The 17,795-nt window shown below is 61.5% G+C and carries 19 protein-coding genes; 13 read left to right on the top strand and 6 right to left on the bottom strand.

The window, feature by feature from the left end; all coding sequences use genetic code 11:
* Positions 1-24 precede the first annotated feature (24 nt).
* From AC1DUU_RS01080 to AC1DUU_RS01100, 5 genes are all read right to left on the bottom strand, one after another.
* Positions 25-729 carry a CpaD family pilus assembly protein gene (locus AC1DUU_RS01080; protein WP_476781556.1) on the bottom strand — a complete coding sequence of 235 codons (705 nt, stop codon included), beginning with the start codon at positions 727-729 and terminating at the stop codon, positions 25-27.
* A 14-nt stretch (positions 730-743) separates the two neighbouring features.
* Positions 744-2,267, bottom strand: a complete 1,524-nt coding sequence (locus AC1DUU_RS01085) for a type II and III secretion system protein family protein (protein ID WP_476781557.1) — start codon at positions 2,265-2,267, stop codon at positions 744-746.
* On the bottom strand, positions 2,264-3,079 hold the full coding sequence (cpaB, locus tag AC1DUU_RS01090; protein ID WP_476781558.1) for a Flp pilus assembly protein CpaB: 816 nt from the start codon (positions 3,077-3,079) through the stop codon (positions 2,264-2,266). The genes AC1DUU_RS01085 and cpaB overlap by 4 nt, the downstream gene beginning before the upstream one ends.
* Before the next feature lie 118 nt (positions 3,080-3,197).
* Positions 3,198-3,719, bottom strand: a complete 522-nt coding sequence (locus AC1DUU_RS01095) for an A24 family peptidase (RefSeq protein WP_476781559.1) — start codon at positions 3,717-3,719, stop codon at positions 3,198-3,200.
* Between the two features lie 173 nt (positions 3,720-3,892).
* On the bottom strand, positions 3,893-4,084 hold the full coding sequence (locus AC1DUU_RS01100; RefSeq protein ID WP_476781560.1) for a Flp family type IVb pilin: 192 nt from the start codon (positions 4,082-4,084) through the stop codon (positions 3,893-3,895).
* Positions 4,085-4,478: 394 nt separating this feature from the next.
* On the opposite strand from AC1DUU_RS01100, the gene AC1DUU_RS01105 reads away from it, so the two are divergent.
* The 12 genes from AC1DUU_RS01105 (at position 4,479) to AC1DUU_RS01160 (ending at position 16,009) form a co-directional block, all read left to right on the top strand.
* Positions 4,479-4,862, top strand: coding sequence for a pilus assembly protein N-terminal domain-containing protein (locus AC1DUU_RS01105; RefSeq protein ID WP_476781561.1), 384 nt, complete (start codon positions 4,479-4,481; stop codon positions 4,860-4,862).
* A 128-nt stretch (positions 4,863-4,990) separates the two neighbouring features.
* The gene (locus tag AC1DUU_RS01110) at positions 4,991-5,587 is read left to right on the top strand and encodes a TadE/TadG family type IV pilus assembly protein (RefSeq protein WP_476781562.1); all 597 of its coding nucleotides are present in this window, start codon (positions 4,991-4,993) and stop codon (positions 5,585-5,587) included.
* Between the two features lie 40 nt (positions 5,588-5,627).
* The gene (locus AC1DUU_RS01115) at positions 5,628-6,290 is read left to right on the top strand and encodes a TadE/TadG family type IV pilus assembly protein (RefSeq protein ID WP_476781563.1); all 663 of its coding nucleotides are present in this window, start codon (positions 5,628-5,630) and stop codon (positions 6,288-6,290) included.
* 121 nt (positions 6,291-6,411) lie between these two features.
* Positions 6,412-7,650: a phosphopentomutase gene (locus AC1DUU_RS01120; protein ID WP_476781564.1), complete on the top strand. Its 1,239-nt coding sequence runs from the start codon at positions 6,412-6,414 to the stop codon at positions 7,648-7,650.
* Complete coding sequence (mutM, locus tag AC1DUU_RS01125) at positions 7,643-8,533, top strand: bifunctional DNA-formamidopyrimidine glycosylase/DNA-(apurinic or apyrimidinic site) lyase (protein ID WP_476781565.1); 891 nt, start codon at positions 7,643-7,645, stop codon at positions 8,531-8,533. The genes AC1DUU_RS01120 and mutM overlap by 8 nt, the downstream gene beginning before the upstream one ends.
* A 50-nt stretch (positions 8,534-8,583) precedes the next feature.
* Positions 8,584-9,357 carry an enoyl-CoA hydratase gene (locus tag AC1DUU_RS01130; protein WP_476781566.1) on the top strand — a complete coding sequence of 258 codons (774 nt, stop codon included), beginning with the start codon at positions 8,584-8,586 and terminating at the stop codon, positions 9,355-9,357.
* A 135-nt stretch (positions 9,358-9,492) separates the two neighbouring features.
* Positions 9,493-9,759 (top strand): 30S ribosomal protein S20, encoded by a 267-nt coding sequence (gene rpsT / locus AC1DUU_RS01135; protein ID WP_476781567.1) that lies wholly within the window; start codon positions 9,493-9,495, stop codon positions 9,757-9,759.
* A gap of 934 nt (positions 9,760-10,693) precedes the next feature.
* Positions 10,694-12,226: a chromosomal replication initiator protein DnaA gene (dnaA, locus tag AC1DUU_RS01140; RefSeq protein WP_476781568.1), complete on the top strand. Its 1,533-nt coding sequence runs from the start codon at positions 10,694-10,696 to the stop codon at positions 12,224-12,226.
* A 202-nt stretch (positions 12,227-12,428) separates the two neighbouring features.
* On the top strand, positions 12,429-13,547 hold the full coding sequence (gene dnaN / locus AC1DUU_RS01145) for a DNA polymerase III subunit beta (protein ID WP_476781569.1): 1,119 nt from the start codon (positions 12,429-12,431) through the stop codon (positions 13,545-13,547).
* 49 nt (positions 13,548-13,596) lie between these two features.
* The gene (recF, locus tag AC1DUU_RS01150; RefSeq protein WP_476781591.1) at positions 13,597-14,733 is read left to right on the top strand and encodes a DNA replication/repair protein RecF; all 1,137 of its coding nucleotides are present in this window, start codon (positions 13,597-13,599) and stop codon (positions 14,731-14,733) included.
* Positions 14,734-14,764: 31 nt separating this feature from the next.
* Complete coding sequence (locus tag AC1DUU_RS01155; RefSeq protein WP_476781570.1) at positions 14,765-15,523, top strand: molybdopterin-synthase adenylyltransferase MoeB; 759 nt, start codon at positions 14,765-14,767, stop codon at positions 15,521-15,523.
* A 3-nt stretch (positions 15,524-15,526) separates the two neighbouring features.
* Complete coding sequence (locus tag AC1DUU_RS01160; protein ID WP_476781571.1) at positions 15,527-16,009, top strand: GNAT family N-acetyltransferase; 483 nt, start codon at positions 15,527-15,529, stop codon at positions 16,007-16,009.
* A gap of 26 nt (positions 16,010-16,035) precedes the next feature.
* On the opposite strand, the gene AC1DUU_RS01165 is transcribed toward AC1DUU_RS01160, so the two are convergent.
* Positions 16,036-17,037, bottom strand: a complete 1,002-nt coding sequence (locus AC1DUU_RS01165) for a 2-hydroxyacid dehydrogenase (RefSeq protein ID WP_476781572.1) — start codon at positions 17,035-17,037, stop codon at positions 16,036-16,038.
* A gap of 172 nt (positions 17,038-17,209) precedes the next feature.
* Here AC1DUU_RS01165 and AC1DUU_RS01170 point away from each other — a divergent pair, with 172 nt between their 5' ends.
* The gene (locus AC1DUU_RS01170; RefSeq protein ID WP_476781573.1) at positions 17,210-17,767 is read left to right on the top strand and encodes an SH3 domain-containing protein; all 558 of its coding nucleotides are present in this window, start codon (positions 17,210-17,212) and stop codon (positions 17,765-17,767) included.
* Positions 17,768-17,795 lie beyond the last annotated feature (28 nt).

The raw sequence follows: 17,795 nt of genomic DNA on the forward strand, positions 1-17,795 counted from the left end.
ATGTCGAACTGCCTCCAAATCCCATCAATAATTCGTCTCGGGTCGCCAAGCGGCGGGCGGCTTGCGGTATTGGCCGATCACGACGTCGCGGTTCTCGGCATCGATCGGGGTCTGCTTGCGCGGCCCAAGCAGGTCAGCCGGATTGGCGATCTGGGCGGCAATGTTGTTTTGATAGGAACAGCCGAAATTGGCGTAGTGCTTGTTGTCGGCGGTGTTGGCGATGTCTTCCGGCCAGCGGCCACATTGGTCCGTCTGGGCGCGCATCGCCGTGTAGACGACGCGTACCGGCGAGGATGCCTCGGGGTAGGCCGACTGATAGTTGGTGACGGCGATGCGATTTTTCGGAACGCCTGCCTTGATCGCCACATTCATCAGCCCACGCGCCGCATGGGACGCGGCGACATCATTGGCGCCGCCGGACGGCGCCATGATCGTCRGCGAGGGTGCCGCGCGGTAATCGTAATTCTGCAGGAACCCCTCGAAAGTGTCCCTTTGCCCCCTGGTGATGCCGCGATCACCGGCGCCTACCGGGATGTCGATCGTCTGGTTCTTCTCGGCAATGACGATGGGGTGGTTTGTGCGATAGTCGTCGGGGATCGAACCGACGGTCACGCTGTCGCGGTTGGCGCACCCCGCCAGCAGGGCCACTGCCGCTACCGCGAGAAGCGGGAGGAAGATGCGAGACTTTGCCGATCTGACGAGATCGCGCGTGAATACTGCCTGAGACATGCCCCTATCCCCGCTCATTTGTAGATGAAGCCAACGACGCCATGGTAACGGCCGGCGGGCTTGTCGGTTTTCATGGTGCCGTAGACACGATTGACGCGGCCAAGGAACATGCCAGCGCCGTCGCTTGCGGCATTGAAATTGTCGTCAGGCTTGGCGAGTTCGTTACGCGCGATCGGGCGAGCGAGATATGGCGTCACGATGATGACCAGTTCGGTCTCGTTGCGGACGAAGTTGCGGCTGCGGAACAGCGTGCCGAGCACCGGAACCTTTGCCAACCCGGGCAAGCCGCCGATGACCTGCTTGACGTCGTCGCGAACAAGGCCAGCAATCATCATCGACCCGCCAGATGGAAGTTCGACAGTCGTGTCGGCGAGACGCTTGCGCAGGGACGGCAGCATCGGATTGCCACCAGCTGTGCCCGGCGATTCATTTGTCGGCTCGGAAACCGCCGTGCGAACCTTCAAACTGATGCGGCCCGGTGAAAGGACGACCGGTTTGAAATCAAGGCTGATGCCGTATTCGATCTGGTCATACTTGAGACCGCCGGGATCGGTAACGCCATCCTTGTCGCGTTTCGCAGCCGCAACCTCCCGCAAGATGTTGAATTCGCCGCCAACGCGAAAAGTCGCCTGCTCACCGGAGACGGCAGTCAAAGTCGGCTCGGCCAGTGTCTTCATCACACCAGCCTGCTCCATTGCGCTGATCGACGCGCCAACGCCATTTTTCGAAAGGAAGAAATTGCCTCCCTCGCCTACCAAAGGCGCACCAATGCCACCCGGAATGAAGTTTTCTACACCCCAGCTGATCCCGTTAGAGTTGCCATGCGCCAGCATGTTAACGCCAAGCTGCTTCATGACGTTGCGGCTGACCTCGGCGACCGTGACCTTGAGCATCACCTGGTCTTCGCCGATGATCTGAAGCAGATTGACGATCTTGCTTGTTTGGCGTGTCCGATCGGGGTTGTTGATGTCGACGCCGGCGTTGTCTGAGCCGCCGGTGGCGGTTTGTGAATACTGCCCGGTCGTGGCCTCGCCGCCGGTGACGAAGATCGTCGCCAGATCGACGGCGCGCTTGGAGTCGAGCGGCGTGTCGACGGTGCCGGTCAGCACGACGTTGTCGTTCAGCAGTTCGACCTTGATGTCGGCACCCGGAATGAAACGCCTGATGTAGTCCTCGAGGCCGGCAACGTCGCGTTCGACCGCGAGGTCGAGGCTGACGATCTGCTCGCCATTGGGGCCGAAGACAAAAATGTTGGTCTCACCGACCGCCTTGCCGAACAGATAGATGCGGCGCGCCGTTCGAGTGACGGCGTCAGCGACCGCCGGATTGGCGACAAGAATGTCATAGGCGTCGCTTGGCAGGTCGATGACCACCGACTTGTTGAGCCCGAGCTTGACGCGCTGGCTGTTGGAACTGTTCGATCCCACCTTGGCCTGACCAGCTGCTGAAGCCGGCGACTGGTCGGTTATGATCGCACCAGCGGCGAGGATGCCGAATGCAGCGGCGACAATTGCGAAGTGTCTGGCGCAAGACTTCATTTCCTTGCTCCCGACTCTGATATCTCGCCGGACTTGATAAGCCGGACTGTGCCGCGCTTGCCGCTGCCTGAGACCAGGTAATCGGCCTCGGCCAGGTTTTTTTCCTGCGCATCGGCGACGGAGCGCAACGCCAGCGTCAGCCGGTCGGCCATCTGCTGCGCCACCGTGATGATCTCGGACTGCTGCTGGGTCAGTTCCAGCGTCGCCGTTTGACCGACCTTGACCTTCTTGCCTTCCTCATCTTCCTGGATGGTCTGGTCGATGGCCAGAACGCGGATATTGCTGAGGATGGTTTCGGTGGTGAAGCCGCTGCTGGATTTTTCCGCATCGGAACGCCGCGTCATGATGACGTCGACATAGTCGTTCGGCAGGATGAAGCCACCAGCTGAGGTGTCGGCGGAGATCGTTGTGGCAACCGCGCGCTTTCCGGCGGGCAGCACGGCCGACATGAAGCTCTGGCCCTCGCCGATCAGCTTCGATTTGCGCAACGGTTCTCCGCTGAACATGCCAAGACGCGCGACCGAATTCTTGAATTTTTCAAGCGCCTCGGGCTCGGCGCTACGGGTGATGAAATTGGGGTTGAGGCCGTCGCTCGGCCAAGGCTGCCAGGCGATGTTGTTTTCCACCAGGCCGCCCATGGGCACGTCGCCGGTCAGGACCAGAACGTCGGTCAACGCAAGCTGGGGCTGCTGCGGCCCGGATTCGATGACCACCTCAGGCGGAAGCGGTGCCGACATGTTCTTTGCGACGAAACCGGCGCCGCCCGCTGCGGCAACCGCTACGCCAAGTATCATCAGTCGCGATGCAGCCATCGTCCGAACCCCACCCTGGCAAACCCCATCAAGCCAGGCCGGACTTTGCAGAAGCAATCGTCAACTTATGGTTAATGTAGTCCTTACGATCGTGATTAACTTTGTCTTACGCCGAGCGCTACTGCGCAGCCAGCCGCTCGATCGCCCAGACCATCATCGGAGAAGCTGGATAGGTGACGAGGCCACCGATGCCCAGAGCGATGCCGTAGGGCACGCCACCTGCATCCTTGGAAAAGTTCCTGAGGAACATGTTCTGGCTGGTGATGTGGGAAAGTGCGGAGCTGCGGAAGGACAGGATCGCCAGCGTCAACATTCCGCCGAAGACCGCCGAAGTGAGGAGATATTCCATCAAGGGAATGCCGAACCCCATCCATACTGAGGTCGCAGCAATCAGCTTGGCGTCGCCGCCGCCCATGCCGCCAAGTGCAAAAAGCCCGAAGGTGATGGTGAGCATCAAGGCGCCCGCGGCGAGATGCATGCCGATGTCTGCCCAAGCCATGCCCGTCAGCGGCGCGACGACAAGGAACACCCCGAGCAACAACAGCGGCACACGATTGGCGATGGTCATCGACATGGTGTCGGAGACAGCGGCAAACACCATGCAGAACGGAAAAACGACAAATATTAATGCTTCAAGCATAGTGAGATGTCCGCCATACAGAACATGGTCGAGCATAACGACGTGGCGTTAAGCTTCGATGAAACACGACAGGCGCGGATGCCTCGCCCATAGAAAGCAAAAAGGCCKCTCGCACGAGCAGCCTTTTCACCTACCTTGCCGACCGAAATGCCGGACGAGGCTTTAGGCCCGCATTACGGCTTGACCACCGGCGCCGTAGCCTCTCCGAGCGCCGTCCCGACATCGGCGAACTTTTTGTTGATCGCGGTACCAAGCTGTGTGGCGCCACCGACGATGGCGAGGGCGATGAGGGCGGCGATCAGACCGTATTCGATGGCGGTCGCGCCGGATTCGTCTTTCACAAAACGTGCGATAAGGTTGGTCATTGTTAGCTCCTTGCTCCGTGTTACAGCACTTCCGCCAACATTTCTTTGTCGTTGATCGGATGACTGCAACCTATCGGGGAGCTGTTTCGATCGGCTTAAGAAACAGCCTTACCGAAACCTTTAGCCCGGCATTGCAGCTCTGTGGTTAACCGCTAACTAAACCGGAAGTTACCATTTTCGGCGATACGAAACGCCTGAAATAGCGGCCAGCCGGGTTTCAGGAGCCGACTCCTGATCATGCTCGGATCACGCCGACTCGCGCATCGGTTGCGGTGACCGGTGGCTTAACCGTTGGTTCACCAAAGTCGTTCATGTTCCATTGAACAGTATAGCGACAGCCGCCGAGGGGGCGACTAGCATGGCGAACCTTTTTATCGTTGGAGCCTTAACCGTCATGGCATCGCTTGCCGTTGCCGCGCCTTCGCACGCGGGCGCGGGCATAGAGGTGACGATGAACCAGGCCAAGATCGTTCGGCTCACCCGCCCGGCCGACACCATCGTGGTTGGCAACTCGGCCATCGCCGACGCTTCGGTGCAGGACGCATCGACCATCGTACTTACCGGCAAGGGCTTCGGCGTCACCAACCTTGTGGTGCTCGATGCGCAAGGCAGCCCGATCGTCGACGAACAAGTGACCGTCATCCGCCACGACGCGTCGTCCGTGCGGATCTACAGGCGCTCGGAAATCCAGACGCTGTCATGCACGCCTTATTGCGAAAGCTCCTACAAGAGCGACGCCGAGCGGATGTCCGAGAGCGAGCTGAACGCCAGCCAGTAGCCTGGGCTCAGGGGCGGAGCAAGGTTAGCGCCAAGTAAAGCGGGCTCGCACAATTTCGCCGGTCATCCAAACCGGACTTCAACAGCTTTCCCTTATAAGTCGCCCGAACCATGAGGGGCGGCCGGGACATGAGCGAAACAGCGCCTGCAGCACAAGACGATACGAAAGCGCATCGGCGGGGTTTCTTCGCCCGGTTCGTGCGCGACCAGAGCGGCAGCACGGCAATTGAATTTGTCATGCTGGCGATCCCTTTTTCAATGCTGGTCTTTGCAATCCTTGAGAGCTGCATTGCCTTTGCTGGCCAGCAAATACTGTCGAATGCCGCCGATGACGTCGCCCGCCAGTTCCGCACAGGACAAGTCAAGGCGGCAGAATTTCTCCCCCCCAACAAAGAAATCAACAAAGAAAAGTTGAAGCGCATGATCTGCCCCAAGCTGGAAGTGCTCGTCGCCAAGGGCTGCCCTGAGCTGATCATCGACCTGCGCAGCTACACTACCTTCGCCAATGCTGCCGACGACAAGCTCGAACTGACTGCCAATGGCGATATCAACAGTACAAATTTCGACGTTGCACCCGGACCATCAATGTCCAAGAACATGCTGCGTGTCTTCTACAGATGGCCGGTCATCACGGACTTTATGCACAAAAGGATAACAAACCTCGGGGACGACAAGATCCTACTATTTGCGGTCACGGCTTGGCAGAACGAACCGTTCAACGATTAGAAAATTCATTGGGCGGTCAACCTGCCGGGAAGGAAGCAAGATGACTATTTGCGCTGTTGCAATATCCACACTGGATCGCTTGCGGTCGCGCGCTGGCGCTCTGATCAGAGACCAGCGCGGCATCGCTGCCGTTGAGTTCGCCCTTATCGTACCTCTGCTCCTGTCGCTCTATTTCGTGACCATGGAAGTCTCGCAAGCGATCGAGACCAACAAGAAAGTCAGCCGCATGAGTTCGATGGTCGCGGACCTGATCACTCAGCAGCAGGCGATCTCGCAGTGCGAGGTGAACGCCGTCATGACGATCGGCGATTCAATCCTGCAGCCCTATGGCCGCAGCAATTCCACGATCACAGTGACCGCGATCGAGATCACGGCCCTACAGGGCAAGCCTCCGAAGGCCCTCGTTGAGTGGTCGCGCAAGCGGATAGGTGGCAAGCCTGAGATCGGCGAAACGAAGGGCTCTGTCGCTACCGTCCCCGAAGACCTCATGACCCCAGGTTTTCTCATCCGCGTCGACAGCGACTTGCCCTATCAACCGGTCATAACCTGGACGCCGGACCAGCAGACAGCCACCGGACTGGGTGTGATGGGCAAGATCTTCGAAAATGGCAAACTCGACATGAAGGAGACCTACTATCTCCGGCCTCGCATGAGCGCGACCATACCTTGTGCCGACTGTATCGATCCAAAAATCAAATGCTGAGGGGGTGCTGGTCAGCCGCCGCTTGGGATCACCAGTCTTCTGCGTTTCGCCCGATAATTGCCAAGGCCGGCGACTGATCTTATGTCTGTGCCGCAAGCTGGCAATTGAGAGCCCTTCATAGATGGCGCGTGCATTCCTGTTCGTCCTGGATTCCTTCGGCATCGGCGGGGCAACTGACGCCGCGCGCTTCGGCGATGTCGGCTCCGATACGTTCGGCCACATCGCTGCTGCCTGCGCCTATGGCCAGGGTGGTCGCGAAGGCCTGCGCAGTGGCCAGCTTCAGCTGCCGAACATGGCGTCGCTCGGCCTTGGCCAGGCAGCGAAACTGGCATCAGGTTTCGATTTCGCCGGCACTGCAAAGCCCGTGGCTAGCGCGTTCCATGGCGCAGCCCAGGAAATCTCGAGCGGCAAGGATACACCTTCAGGCCATTGGGAAATCGCCGCCCTGCCGGTGACCTTCGACTGGGGTTATTTCCAACAGACCATTCCCGCCTTCCCCGCGACGCTTACCGAAGCGATCGTCCGCGAGGGTGAGGTGCCGGGCATRTTGGGCGACTGCCACGCTTCGGGCATCGAGATCATCGAGCGCTTCGGCGAAGAGCATCTGCGCTCCGGCAAGCCAATTTGCTACACCTCAGTGGATTCCGTCCTCCAGATCGCCGCGCACGAAACCCATTTCGGGCTGGAGCGGCTCTACGCGCTTTGCAAAATTGTCCGCCACCTCGTCGACCCGCTGAAGATCGGTCGGGTCATCGCGCGTCCCTTTACAGGCGAGAGCACGGAAACCTTCGAACGCACCCCCAACCGCAAAGATTACGCCGTGCCGCCTCCTGAGCCGACGTTGCTCGACCGGCTCACCGCGCGCGGCAGCAAGGTTATCGCCGTCGGCAAGATCGGCGACATCTTCGCCCACCGGGGTATCAGCGAAATCCGCAAGGGCGTCGGCAACATGGCGATGTTCGACAAGGCGCTCGGCGCCATGGATGACATCAGCGACGGCGATCTGGTCTTCGCCAATTTCGTCGACTTCGACACCGAATTCGGCCACCGCCGCGACGTGCCGGGTTATGCCGCGGCATTGGAGGCATTCGACAAGCGCCTGCCAGAAGCTTTCGCGCGGCTAAAGCCTGGCGATATGCTCATCCTCACCGCCGACCACGGCAACGATCCGACATGGCGCGGCACCGACCATACGCGCGAACGCATCCCGGTGATCGGCATGGCCCCGGGCATGCCAGGCGGCGATGTCGGACTGAGGCCAACCTTCGCCGACATCGGCGAAACGGTGGCCGCGCATCTCGGCCTAGCCCCAGGGCGCCACGGAAACTCCTTCTACGAAACGATCGCAACCCATGCCTGAATTGCCCGAAGTAGAGACTGTCCGGCGCGGATTGCAGCCGGTGCTTGAAGGCGCGCGGATCGAGCGCGTCGAGACCCGCCGCCCCAATCTTCGCTACCCGTTTCCCGAGAGCTTCGGCGAACGCCTTGCGGGCCACAGGATCACCTCGCTTGGCCGTCGCGCCAAATATCTGATTGCGGATGTGGAAGACGCTCCGCTGCTGATCTGCCACCTCGGCATGTCTGGCTCGTTCCGCATCGAAACCGATGAGGACGGGACGGCACCGGGCAATTTCCACAATGAGCGCTCGAAATCGGAAACGCACGATCACGTCGTCTTCCACGTCGCCGGCCCTAACGGTGTTCCCTCGCGCGTCATCTTCAACGACCCCAGGCGTTTCGGCTTCATGCTTTTTGCCGAGCGCGGTGGCGCGGAGCATCCAATGCTGTCCGGCCTCGGCGTCGAGCCGACCGGTAACTCGCTGGATGGCGAGCTGCTCTCTGGCCTTTTCGAAGACAAAAAGACACCGCTCAAGGCCGCCCTACTCGACCAGCGGCTGATCGCCGGCCTCGGCAACATCTATGTCGCGGAAGCCCTGTGGCGCGCGGGACTGTCGCCACTGCGTGCCGCCGGCACCATTGCCGGCACCGGCAAGGCCGCGCGCGAACGCGCAACGCTGCTTGCGACTTCCGTGCGGGAGGTGATTGCCGATGCGATCGCGGCTGGGGGGTCGTCGCTGCGCGACTACGTCCATACCGACGGTTCGCTCGGCTATTTCCAGCACTCCTTTTCCGTTTACGACCGCGAGGGCGAACCCTGCCCGCGTCCGGGCTGTGGCGGCCATATCGAGCGCATCGTGCAAAGCGGGCGTTCAACCTTCTATTGCCGCCAGTGCCAGCGCTGAGCTAGAGCAAAGCCTCATTGGTAGCGCTGCGAGACAGGGAGAGCCGCAAGATGGCCTATGATACGATCATCGTGGAAACACGTGGCAAGGTCGGGCTGATCACGCTCAACCGCCCAAAGGCGCTCAATGCGCTGAATTCACAGGTGCTTGGCGAACTTCTGGCGGCCACTGCGGCCTTTGAGGCGGACCAAGGCATCGGGGCCATTGTCATCACCGGATCGGAAAAGGCTTTCGCTGCCGGCGCCGACATCAAGGAGATGCAGGCCAAGAGTTATGTCGACGCCTACATGGAGGATTTCTTCTCAGGTTGGGAAGCCTTTGCGCGCAACCGCAAGCCGATGATCGCGGCGGTCGCTGGCTACGCACTGGGCGGCGGCTGCGAGCTCGCCATGATGTGCGACTTCATCATCGCCGCCGACACGGCCAAGTTCGGCCAGCCCGAGATCACGCTCGGCGTCATGCCCGGCATGGGCGGCTCGCAGCGCCTCACCCGTTTCGTCGGCAAGTCGAAGGCGATGGACATGTGCCTGACCGGCCGGATGATGGATGCCGCCGAGGCCGAGCGCTCAGGGCTCGTATCGCGCGTCGTGCCAGCGGCCGACCTCATGGAAGAAGCGATGAAGGCGGCAGCCAAGATCGCCAACTTCTCGCTGCCGGCGGTCATGATGTGCAAGGAAGCCGTCAACCGCTCCTACGAGGTGACGCTTGCCGAAGGTCTGCGTTTCGAGCGACGCGTGTTCCATTCGATGTTCGCGCTCGACGACCAGAAGGAAGGCATGGCGRCCTTTGCCGAGAAGCGGACAGCGAATTTCCACAACCGCTGACCTGAATCGCGTTGACGTTGGGAATAAGCTGAACTATAAGCCCACCAACCGAGGCGACCCTTAGGGACGCCCGATTGATTTTTGCGCTTTGCGGGAAGCCGCTCGCGCCCACCTAGAGATCAAAAGAGAGGCACCATGGCCAATACCTCCTCGGCCAAGAAGGCAACGCGCAAGATCGCCCGCCGCRCAGCGGTCAACAAGAACCGCCGCTCGCGCGTCCGGACTTATGTCCGCCAGGTCGAAGAGGCACTTGCCTCGGGAGACAAGGCAAAGGCAGAAGCCGCCTTCAGCGTCGCCCAGCCGGAATTGATGCGCGCCGCCACCAAGGGCGTGCTGCACAAGAATACCGCCTCGCGCAAGGTTTCGCGTCTGGCACAGCGGCTCAAGGCACTTTCCGCCTAAGCCCTGCAAGCAATTGGATTTCTGATCAACCCGGCCTAACCAGCCGGGTTTTTCTTTTGTCGGCATGGGGCCGAAAAAGCCCTCCAATGGGCCGCTGGAGCATGCCCTTTGAGGGCCAAGAACTTTGCCGGCATATGCGGTTATTCTGATAACTACAACCACCGCAAGCAGCCCCACAACCAGACTCACCGCAGCAGAAATTACCCTTTGATTTCATGGGCTTGCGAATGGTCATCCACAGCTTGTTCAAGCCACCTTCGGGGGTTGGGGGACAAGTTGATGTCAAGCGGATTCTTTTAAAACTTTTTTCGACGGGGCGCGGTTTTTTTCGTTCCCCGGAAAAGGGTTTGAATCACAACGGCTTTGTCCACGTGAGGACTACAAACAGGCTTTGAATCCGCTGCCGAGGTAAGCAGATTCATTAAAAACGAGTTAGACTCGGCCTTGCCCTGTCCACAGCGATTTTTGTAAGGTCTTTTTATCGAAGGGACGGGCACCTAGCCCTCTGCCAAGCCTAAAAATCGGCGGCGTTCTCGGCGTGGATGGAATCCGCGACCGGGGGAGGCATGCTCACTTCGATGTATACTTGGGGCGTGTGGGGATACACGGCATATCGACTTTGCAACGCGCCGGCGACTTCGCCGGAGGGCTACGCATTTGCCTGGTGCTGCCACCCCGCAGCACCGGCCTTCCAAAAGCGCCACCGGGCGCTAGCGGAAGGCGACTACAGCGCGTGGCGACCTGTTGAGACGCAACGAACGCTGCAGCACTTTGAACGATGCATGGCCGTTTCCGAAAATCGGTTCCGATTTTCGCGGTCCTGCACCCGGGGGGACTCGGCCGGCAACGGCAGCATCCGAATGAACATACCGGTGGCGATGCGAGCGGCGCGTCTCCATTTGGCAAACAGAACCGAAGATTAGGGATTGCGACAATGCAAAGCGGCATCGAAAGGGAAGCAAATGCGGGCTTTCTTTTTACCGGCGAACTGATCGAGGGTAATGCAGTGGCAGCAAGCAGCGCCGCCGAGAAGAATTTTGATCGGGTCAAGACGCAGCTCCAGGTTCGCCTGGGCAGCGAGGTATTTTCGAGCTGGTTCGGCCGCATGAAGCTTGCGGAAACATCGAAGGGCGTCGTGCGCCTTTCCGTGCCGACCGCTTTCCTGCGCTCCTGGATCAACAGCCACTATCTCGACCTCATTTCCGAGTTGTGGCGCCAGGAAGAGCCGGAGCTTCTGAAGCTTGAAATCATTATCCGCACGGCGACCCGCGTGGCGCGTCCCGGCGTGGAGACCGAAGCAACGGCACTGCGCAAGCCGGTGCGCCAGATGCAGACAGCCCTTGCCACGAGCACGGTCGCTGCAGGCCGCACCGAGCGCCCAGCGCCCGTGCGCAACGGCACGGCCGACGCGGAATTCAAGCAGAGCGTTCTCGGCTCGCCGCTCGACCCGCGCTATACTTTCCAATCCTTCGTCGAAGGCCCCTCCAACCGCGTGGCGCTCGCTGCGGCACGTGCGGTGGCAGAATCGAACTCGCGCTTCAACCCGCTGTTCCTCCACGCCACGGTAGGCCTCGGCAAGACGCACCTGCTCCAGGCGATCGCCGCCGAGTCGCTGCGCCAGAACCCGAAGTCGCGCGTCGTCTACCTGACCGCCGAATACTTCATGTGGCGTTTTGCGACCGCAATCCGCGACAACAATGCGCTGACCCTCAAGGAGCAGCTGCGCGACATCGACCTGCTGATCATCGACGACATGCAGTTCCTGCAGGGCAAGTCGATCCAGCACGAGTTCTGCCATCTCATCAACATGCTGCTCGATTCGGCCAAGCAGGTCGTGGTCGCAGCCGACCGTCCACCGGCGGAGCTCGAATCGCTCGAGCCGCGCGTACGCTCGCGCCTCAATGGCGGCGTGGCGCTCGAAATGTCGGCACCGGACTTCGGCATGCGCCTTGGCATGCTGCAGATGCGCTTTGCCGGCGCCAAGAACGAAGACCCCAACTTTGCCATGGACGAGGAAATCCTCACCCATGTCGCGCGCACCGTGACCGGCTCGGGCCGCGAGCTGGAAGGCGCCTTCAACCAGCTGATCTTCCGTCAATCGTTCGAGCCGCAGCTCTCCATCGAGCGCATCGACGAGATCCTCGGCCACATCTACCGCTCGGGTGAGCCCAAGCGCGTGCGCATCGAAGACATCCAGCGCATCGTCGCTCGCCACTACAACGTGTCGAAGACCGAGCTTTTGTCGAACCGCCGCACCCGCACCATCGTCAAGCCGCGCCAGATCGCGATGTATCTGGCGAAGGTGATGACGCCGCGCTCTCTGCCCGAAATCGGCAGGCGTTTTGGCGGCCGCGACCACACCACGGTGCTGCACGCCGTGCGCAAGATCGAGGGCCTGTCGGGCGGCGACAACACGCTGGCGCAGGAGCTCGAACTGCTGAGAAGGCTGATCAACGACCAGGCCTGATGGTTTGTCGGCACAGGCGACAAGTTGCCGCCTGTGACTTATCCCCAGAACGCCCGCGCAACTTCTTCGGAGTGCCTGCGCGGGCTTGCCTTTCCGGTCTTTTTACTGTCAGACTCAGCGCAATTCCGATCGTGTTGCGGGCTTTTCCGGGCGCATTCGAGCCCGCGAGCCCGCACCTTCAAATAAGCGAGCCTGTTTCGTCATGCGTGTTATCCTGGAACGCTCCAACCTGTTGAAGTCGCTGAACCACGTGCACCGCGTGGTCGAACGGCGGAACACGATCCCGATCCTGTCCAACGTGCTTTTGCAGGCCAATGGCGCGAGCCTCGAACTGAAGGCCACCGACCTCGATCTCGAGATCTCGGAAGCGACGCCAGCCAATGTCGAGCAAAGCGGTGCGACCACCGTTCCGGCGCATCTGCTCTACGACATCGTGCGCAAGCTGCCCGACGGCGCGGAAGTGATGCTGAAGACCGACGAGGACGGCAACGCCATGTCGGTGGTGTCGGGCCGTTCGAGCTTCCGCCTGCAGTGCTTGCCCCAGTCAGATTTCCCCGAGCTTTCGGCCGGCACGTTTTCCCATATCTTCCGGCTCGAGGCCAATGCGCTCAAGGGCCTGATCGAAAAGACCCAGTTCGCCATCTCCACCGAAGAGACGCGCTATTATCTCAACGGCATCTACCTGCACACGCATGAGAGTGGCGGCAAGCTGATGCTGCGCGCGGTTGCGACCGACGGCCACCGCCTTGCGCGCGCCGAGGTCGAGGCGCCGGCCGGCTCCGAAGGCATGCCGGGCATCATCATCCCGCGCAAGACCGTCAGCGAGCTGCAAAAGCTGATCGACGATCCGGATATTGCGGTGACGACGGAGATTTCCGACACCRAGATGCGACTGACCATCGGCGCGGTGATCCTGACCTCGAAGCTGATCGACGGCACCTTCCCCGATTATCAGCGCGTCATTCCGAGCGGCAACGACAAGCAGCTGATCATCGATCGCCAGAGCTTTGCCGCCGCCGTCGACCGCGTCTCGACGATTTCGTCGGAGCGTGGCCGCGCGGTGAAGCTGTCGATCGCCGACGGGCTGGTGACGCTCGCCGTCAACAACCCCGATTCGGGCAGTGCCGTCGAAGAGCTCGCCGCCGACTATTCGTCGGACCCGATCGAGATCGGCTTCAACGCCAAGTACCTGCTCGACGTCGCCGCCCAGCTCAAGGGCAGCGAGGCGCGTTTCATGCTGGCGGACGCCGGGTCGCCCACGCTCATCCACGACACAGCCGACGAGAACGCTCTCTACGTGCTGATGCCGATGCGCGTGTAGCGCGCGCATACCAATGCAAGAGCCGGATACGGGGGGAGAGCGCAAACGCATCCCCTCGACGCACATCAGTAAGCTCACACTTACGGACTTCCGCAACTACGCGTCGCTGTCGGTCGAGTTGCGGCCGGGCGCTGTGGTGTTCACCGGTGAAAACGGTGCCGGCAAGACCAATCTGCTCGAAGCCATCTCCTTCCTGACCCCGGGGCGCGGCCTGCGCCGGGCTCCCTACCCCGACGTCGCACGCGAAGGCAGTGCGGGTAGTTTTGCCGTGCATAGCACCATCGAAGGGCCGTTCGGCGATGCCGAAATCGGCACCGGTACGGCGCCCGAAGCCGCCAATGAGGCGGGGCGCCGCGTCCGCATCAATGGCGCCAATGCCAAGGCCGACGACATGCTCGAATGGCTGCGCGTGGTGTGGCTGACGCCGTCGATGGACGCGCTGTTCACCGGTCCCGCCGGTGACCGCAGGCGATTCCTCGACCGCCTGGTGCTGGCGATCGACCCGGCGCATGGTCAGCGCGCGCTCGATTATGAAAAGGCGATGCGCGGCCGCAACCGGCTGCTTGCCGAGGACCGCCGTGACCGCGCCTGGTTCGACGCGATCGAGATACAGATGGCCGAGACAGGTGCTGCGATCGCCGCCGCGCGTGTCGAGATAGTGCGACTTTTGACGGCGATGATCGGGCGGATGCCCGAAACGGGCCCCTTCCCCCAAGCCGAACTCAGCCTCGCCGGTAGCCTCGAACAGAGAATCGGCGACATGCCGGCAGTAGAACTCGAAGAGCATTTCCGGCAAGCATTGGCCGATGGACGCGAGCGCGACCGCGCCGCAGGACGCACGCTCGAAGGCCCCCACCGCTCCGACCTACTGGTTCGCCACAAGCCGAAATCGATGCCTGCGGAGCTATGCTCGACTGGCGAACAAAAGGCGTTGCTGATCGGCATCGTCATTTCGCATGCAAGACTCACCGGCGAGATGGCTGGCGCGCCTCCCATCCTTCTGCTTGACGAGATCGCTGCCCATCTCGACGCAGGGCGGCGTGCGGCGCTGTTTTCGATTCTTGAAGAGCTGAATTGCCAGGCCTTCATGACCGGCACCGAAGCGAGCCTGTTTTCGAGCCTCGCTGGGCGGGCGCAGTTCTTGACCGTCGACCATGGCAGCATCAGGCCAACTGAAGACGCCTGACAAGCCGATTTTGCGGCGATATGGTTGCGCCATGAACCAGGCTCCCCCCCTCTCCCCTGAAGAACTCGAACGCTACGCCCGCCACATCGTGCTGCCGGAGATCGGCGGTCCGGGCCAGCAGAAGCTCAAACGCGCCCGTGTGCTGGTGATTGGCGCCGGCGGGCTCGGCGCGCCGGTTCTGGAATATCTGGCGGCCGCGGGCGTCGGCACACTCGGCATCGTCGACGACGATCACGTGTCGCTGTCCAATTTGCAGCGCCAGGTGATCCACGACACCCAGTCGCTCGGTTTGTCCAAGGCGGAGAGCGCTAAAGCTGCGATCGCCCGCATCAACCCGCATGTGACGGTCGAGCTGCACAAGCTCAGGCTGACGACCGAAAACGCCGCTGGGCTGATCGAACGCTACGATCTGGTGGTCGACGGTTCCGACAATTTCGAGACGCGTTATGCGGTCGCCGATGCTTCTGCTGCGGTGAAGCGGCCGCTGGTGCATGCCGCAGTCGGGCGATTCGATGGCTCGATAACCGTGCTGATGCCATTCGAGACGGGTGCCGACGGTCGCCGCAACCCGACCTATCGTGACCTGTTTCCCGAACCGCCGCCGGCAGGGCTGGTGCCGTCCTGCGCCGAGGCAGGGGTACTGGGTGCCCTGACCGGTGTCATAGGCACGCTGCAGGCGATGGAGGCGATCAAGCTGATCACCGCCATCGGCGAACCGCTTGTCGGTCGGCTTTTGCTCTACGATGCGCTCGGCGCGCGTTTCGATACCGTGCGCTACAAAGCCTCTTGAGCCATGAACCCCGACCTGACCATCGCCCGCCTGCCCCAGGACTTCGACCGCTGGGACGAGTTGCTCGATCTGATCATGCGCTCATTCGCCTATATGGACGGCGTCATTGACCCGCCGTCCTCCGCGCATCGGCTGTCTCAGGGCAATCTGCGCGAGAAGACCAAGGACGAAGTCTGCTTCATCGCCACGCTTGAAGGGCGGCTCGTCGGCTGCATCTTTGCCGCCCAACGGACGAATGTGTTTTATGTCGGCAAGCTTGCCGTCGACGACAGCGTTCGCGGCGCAGGCATCGGCCGGGAACTGATGCTGGCAGCCGAGCGCCACGCCATCCATCAGGGCAAGCCGATCCTCGAACTCCAGACCCGAATCGAACTCACGGCCAACCACGCGACCTTTGCGCGGATGGGCTTCGTCGAGTTCGAGCGCACGGCCCATGACGGCTTCGACCGGCCAACCTCGATCACCTTTCGAAAGGCGCTTGGTTAAGCAGCGAGGTCAACGCACGTGTCTGATCACGTCCTCAGCGGCAGAACCCGGTCGGGTGGGCGGTGCCCGTCGACATGGGCGCGGATGTTGATGATGACCTTTTCGCCCATATCGATTCGGCCCTCGATGGTGGCCGATCCCATATGCGGCATCAGCACCACCTTGCCCCTGGCGGCGAGCTTGAGCAGCTTTTGGTTGACCGCCGGCTCGTGCTCGAAGACGTCGAGGGCTGCACCGGCGAGCTTGCCGTCCTGCAGCATCTTGACCAGCGCGTCCTCGTCGATGATGTCGCCGCGGGCGATGTTGACGAGGTAAGCGTGCGGCTGCATCAGCGCTAGCCTGCGCCCCGACAGCAGGTGKAAGGTCGCCGGCGTCGAGGGGCAGTTGATCGAGATGATGTCCATGCGGGCGAGCATCTGGTCGAGGCTCTCCCAATAGGTCGCCTCCAGCTCGTCTTCGACCGACTGCAACACGCGATGGCGGTTGTGATAATGGATCGACAGGCCGAAGGCCTTGGCGCGACGGGCAACGGCGGTGCCGATGCGGCCCATGCCGACGATGCCGAGGCGCTTGCCCCAGATGCGGCGGCCGAGCATCCATGTGGGCGACCAGCCGGCCCATTTCTTGTCGCTGGTGAGAACGTTGGCGCCCTCGGTCAGGCGGCGCGGCACGGCAAGCATCAACGCCATGGCCATGTCGGCCGTATCTTCGGTCAGGACGTTGGGGGTGTTGGTGACGGTGATCCCGCGTTTTGCGGCAGCAGTAACGTCGATCTTGTCGACGCCGTTGCCGAAATTGGCGATCAGCTTGAGATTGGGTCCGGCCTGCTCGATCAGCGCTGCATCGATCGTATCGGTTACCGTCGGTACCAGAACGTCGGCTTCCTTGACCGCCGCAACCAGCTCCGGCTGGGTCATGGGACGATCATCGACATTGAGGCGCGCGTCGAACAGCTCGCGCATACGCGTTTCGACCTGGTCGGGCAGCTTGCGCGTAATGATGACGAGAGGCTTTTTTCGACCGGCCATTCTATCCTCGACGAAGATCTCGTTGAGACCTCTTTAACCAAGACCGGCGAAACTGCAATCCGATCCATGAGCGGTAATCTGTGTAACAAGCAGTGCCGCCGAAGACAAAGAAAAAGGGCGCCCCTTTCCCCGTGAAGGCAAAGAGCGCCAAGTTCAAACAGAGGTTACGGAAGTGTCTGGTTTCGCGTCGCTCCGTCTGTCCGTCAGCGCAGCCCTGATCGGTCTTGCTTTCGTTTCGCCGAATGCCGTTTTCGTCGGTCCTGCCGTGGCCGCCCAGGACGTCACGCTCGGCCCCAGCGGACTGCCGCTGCCGCGATTCGTCAGCCTCAAGGCAGGCAAGGTCAATTCGCGCATCGGCCCGGGCGCTGATTATCCCGTCAGCTGGCTCTATCTGAAGCCCGGCCTGCCGATGGAGATCATCCAGGAATATGACAACTGGCGCCGCGTCCGCGATGCCGACGGCGCCGAAGGCTGGATCAACCAGACGCTGCTTTCCGGCCACCGCACGGCGATGACGGCGCCCTGGCAGCGCGGAAAGCCGGCACCGCTCAACCTGCTCGCAAGGCCCGAACAGGGTGCGCGCGCAGTCGCCATCATCGACCCGGGCGTCGTCGGCTCCATCAAGCAGTGCAACGGTCAATGGTGCGAGATGACCTTTGCCGGCACAAGCGGCTGGCTCAACCAGTCGCAGGTCTGGGGTGCCTATCCAGGCGAAAGCATCGAGAACTGATGGGTCGACCCGGCCGACAAGGCCGGGT

Source organism: Aminobacter sp. P4_H6_2 (assembly GCF_056400805.1).

Bases quoted from the DNA above. Each gene is read 5' to 3' on its own strand.
- AC1DUU_RS01115 (WP_476781563.1), top strand. From the start codon at position 5,628: ATGACTATTTGCGCTGTTGCAATATCCACACTGGATCGCTTGCGGTCG.
- dnaA (WP_476781568.1), top strand. From the start codon at position 10,694: ATGCAAAGCGGCATCGAAAGGGAAGCAAATGCGGGCTTTCTTTTTACC.
- mutM (WP_476781565.1), top strand. From the start codon at position 7,643: ATGCCTGAATTGCCCGAAGTAGAGACTGTCCGGCGCGGATTGCAGCCG.
- AC1DUU_RS01155 (WP_476781570.1), top strand. From the start codon at position 14,765: ATGAACCAGGCTCCCCCCCTCTCCCCTGAAGAACTCGAACGCTACGCC.
- AC1DUU_RS01085 (WP_476781557.1), bottom strand. From the start codon at position 2,267: ATGAAGTCTTGCGCCAGACACTTCGCAATTGTCGCCGCTGCATTCGGC.
- AC1DUU_RS01095 (WP_476781559.1), bottom strand. From the start codon at position 3,719: ATGCTTGAAGCATTAATATTTGTCGTTTTTCCGTTCTGCATGGTGTTT.
- AC1DUU_RS01110 (WP_476781562.1), top strand. From the start codon at position 4,991: ATGAGCGAAACAGCGCCTGCAGCACAAGACGATACGAAAGCGCATCGG.
- AC1DUU_RS01160 (WP_476781571.1), top strand. From the start codon at position 15,527: ATGAACCCCGACCTGACCATCGCCCGCCTGCCCCAGGACTTCGACCGC.
- AC1DUU_RS01105 (WP_476781561.1), top strand. From the start codon at position 4,479: ATGGCATCGCTTGCCGTTGCCGCGCCTTCGCACGCGGGCGCGGGCATA.
- cpaB (WP_476781558.1), bottom strand. From the start codon at position 3,079: ATGGCTGCATCGCGACTGATGATACTTGGCGTAGCGGTTGCCGCAGCG.
- AC1DUU_RS01100 (WP_476781560.1), bottom strand. From the start codon at position 4,084: ATGACCAACCTTATCGCACGTTTTGTGAAAGACGAATCCGGCGCGACC.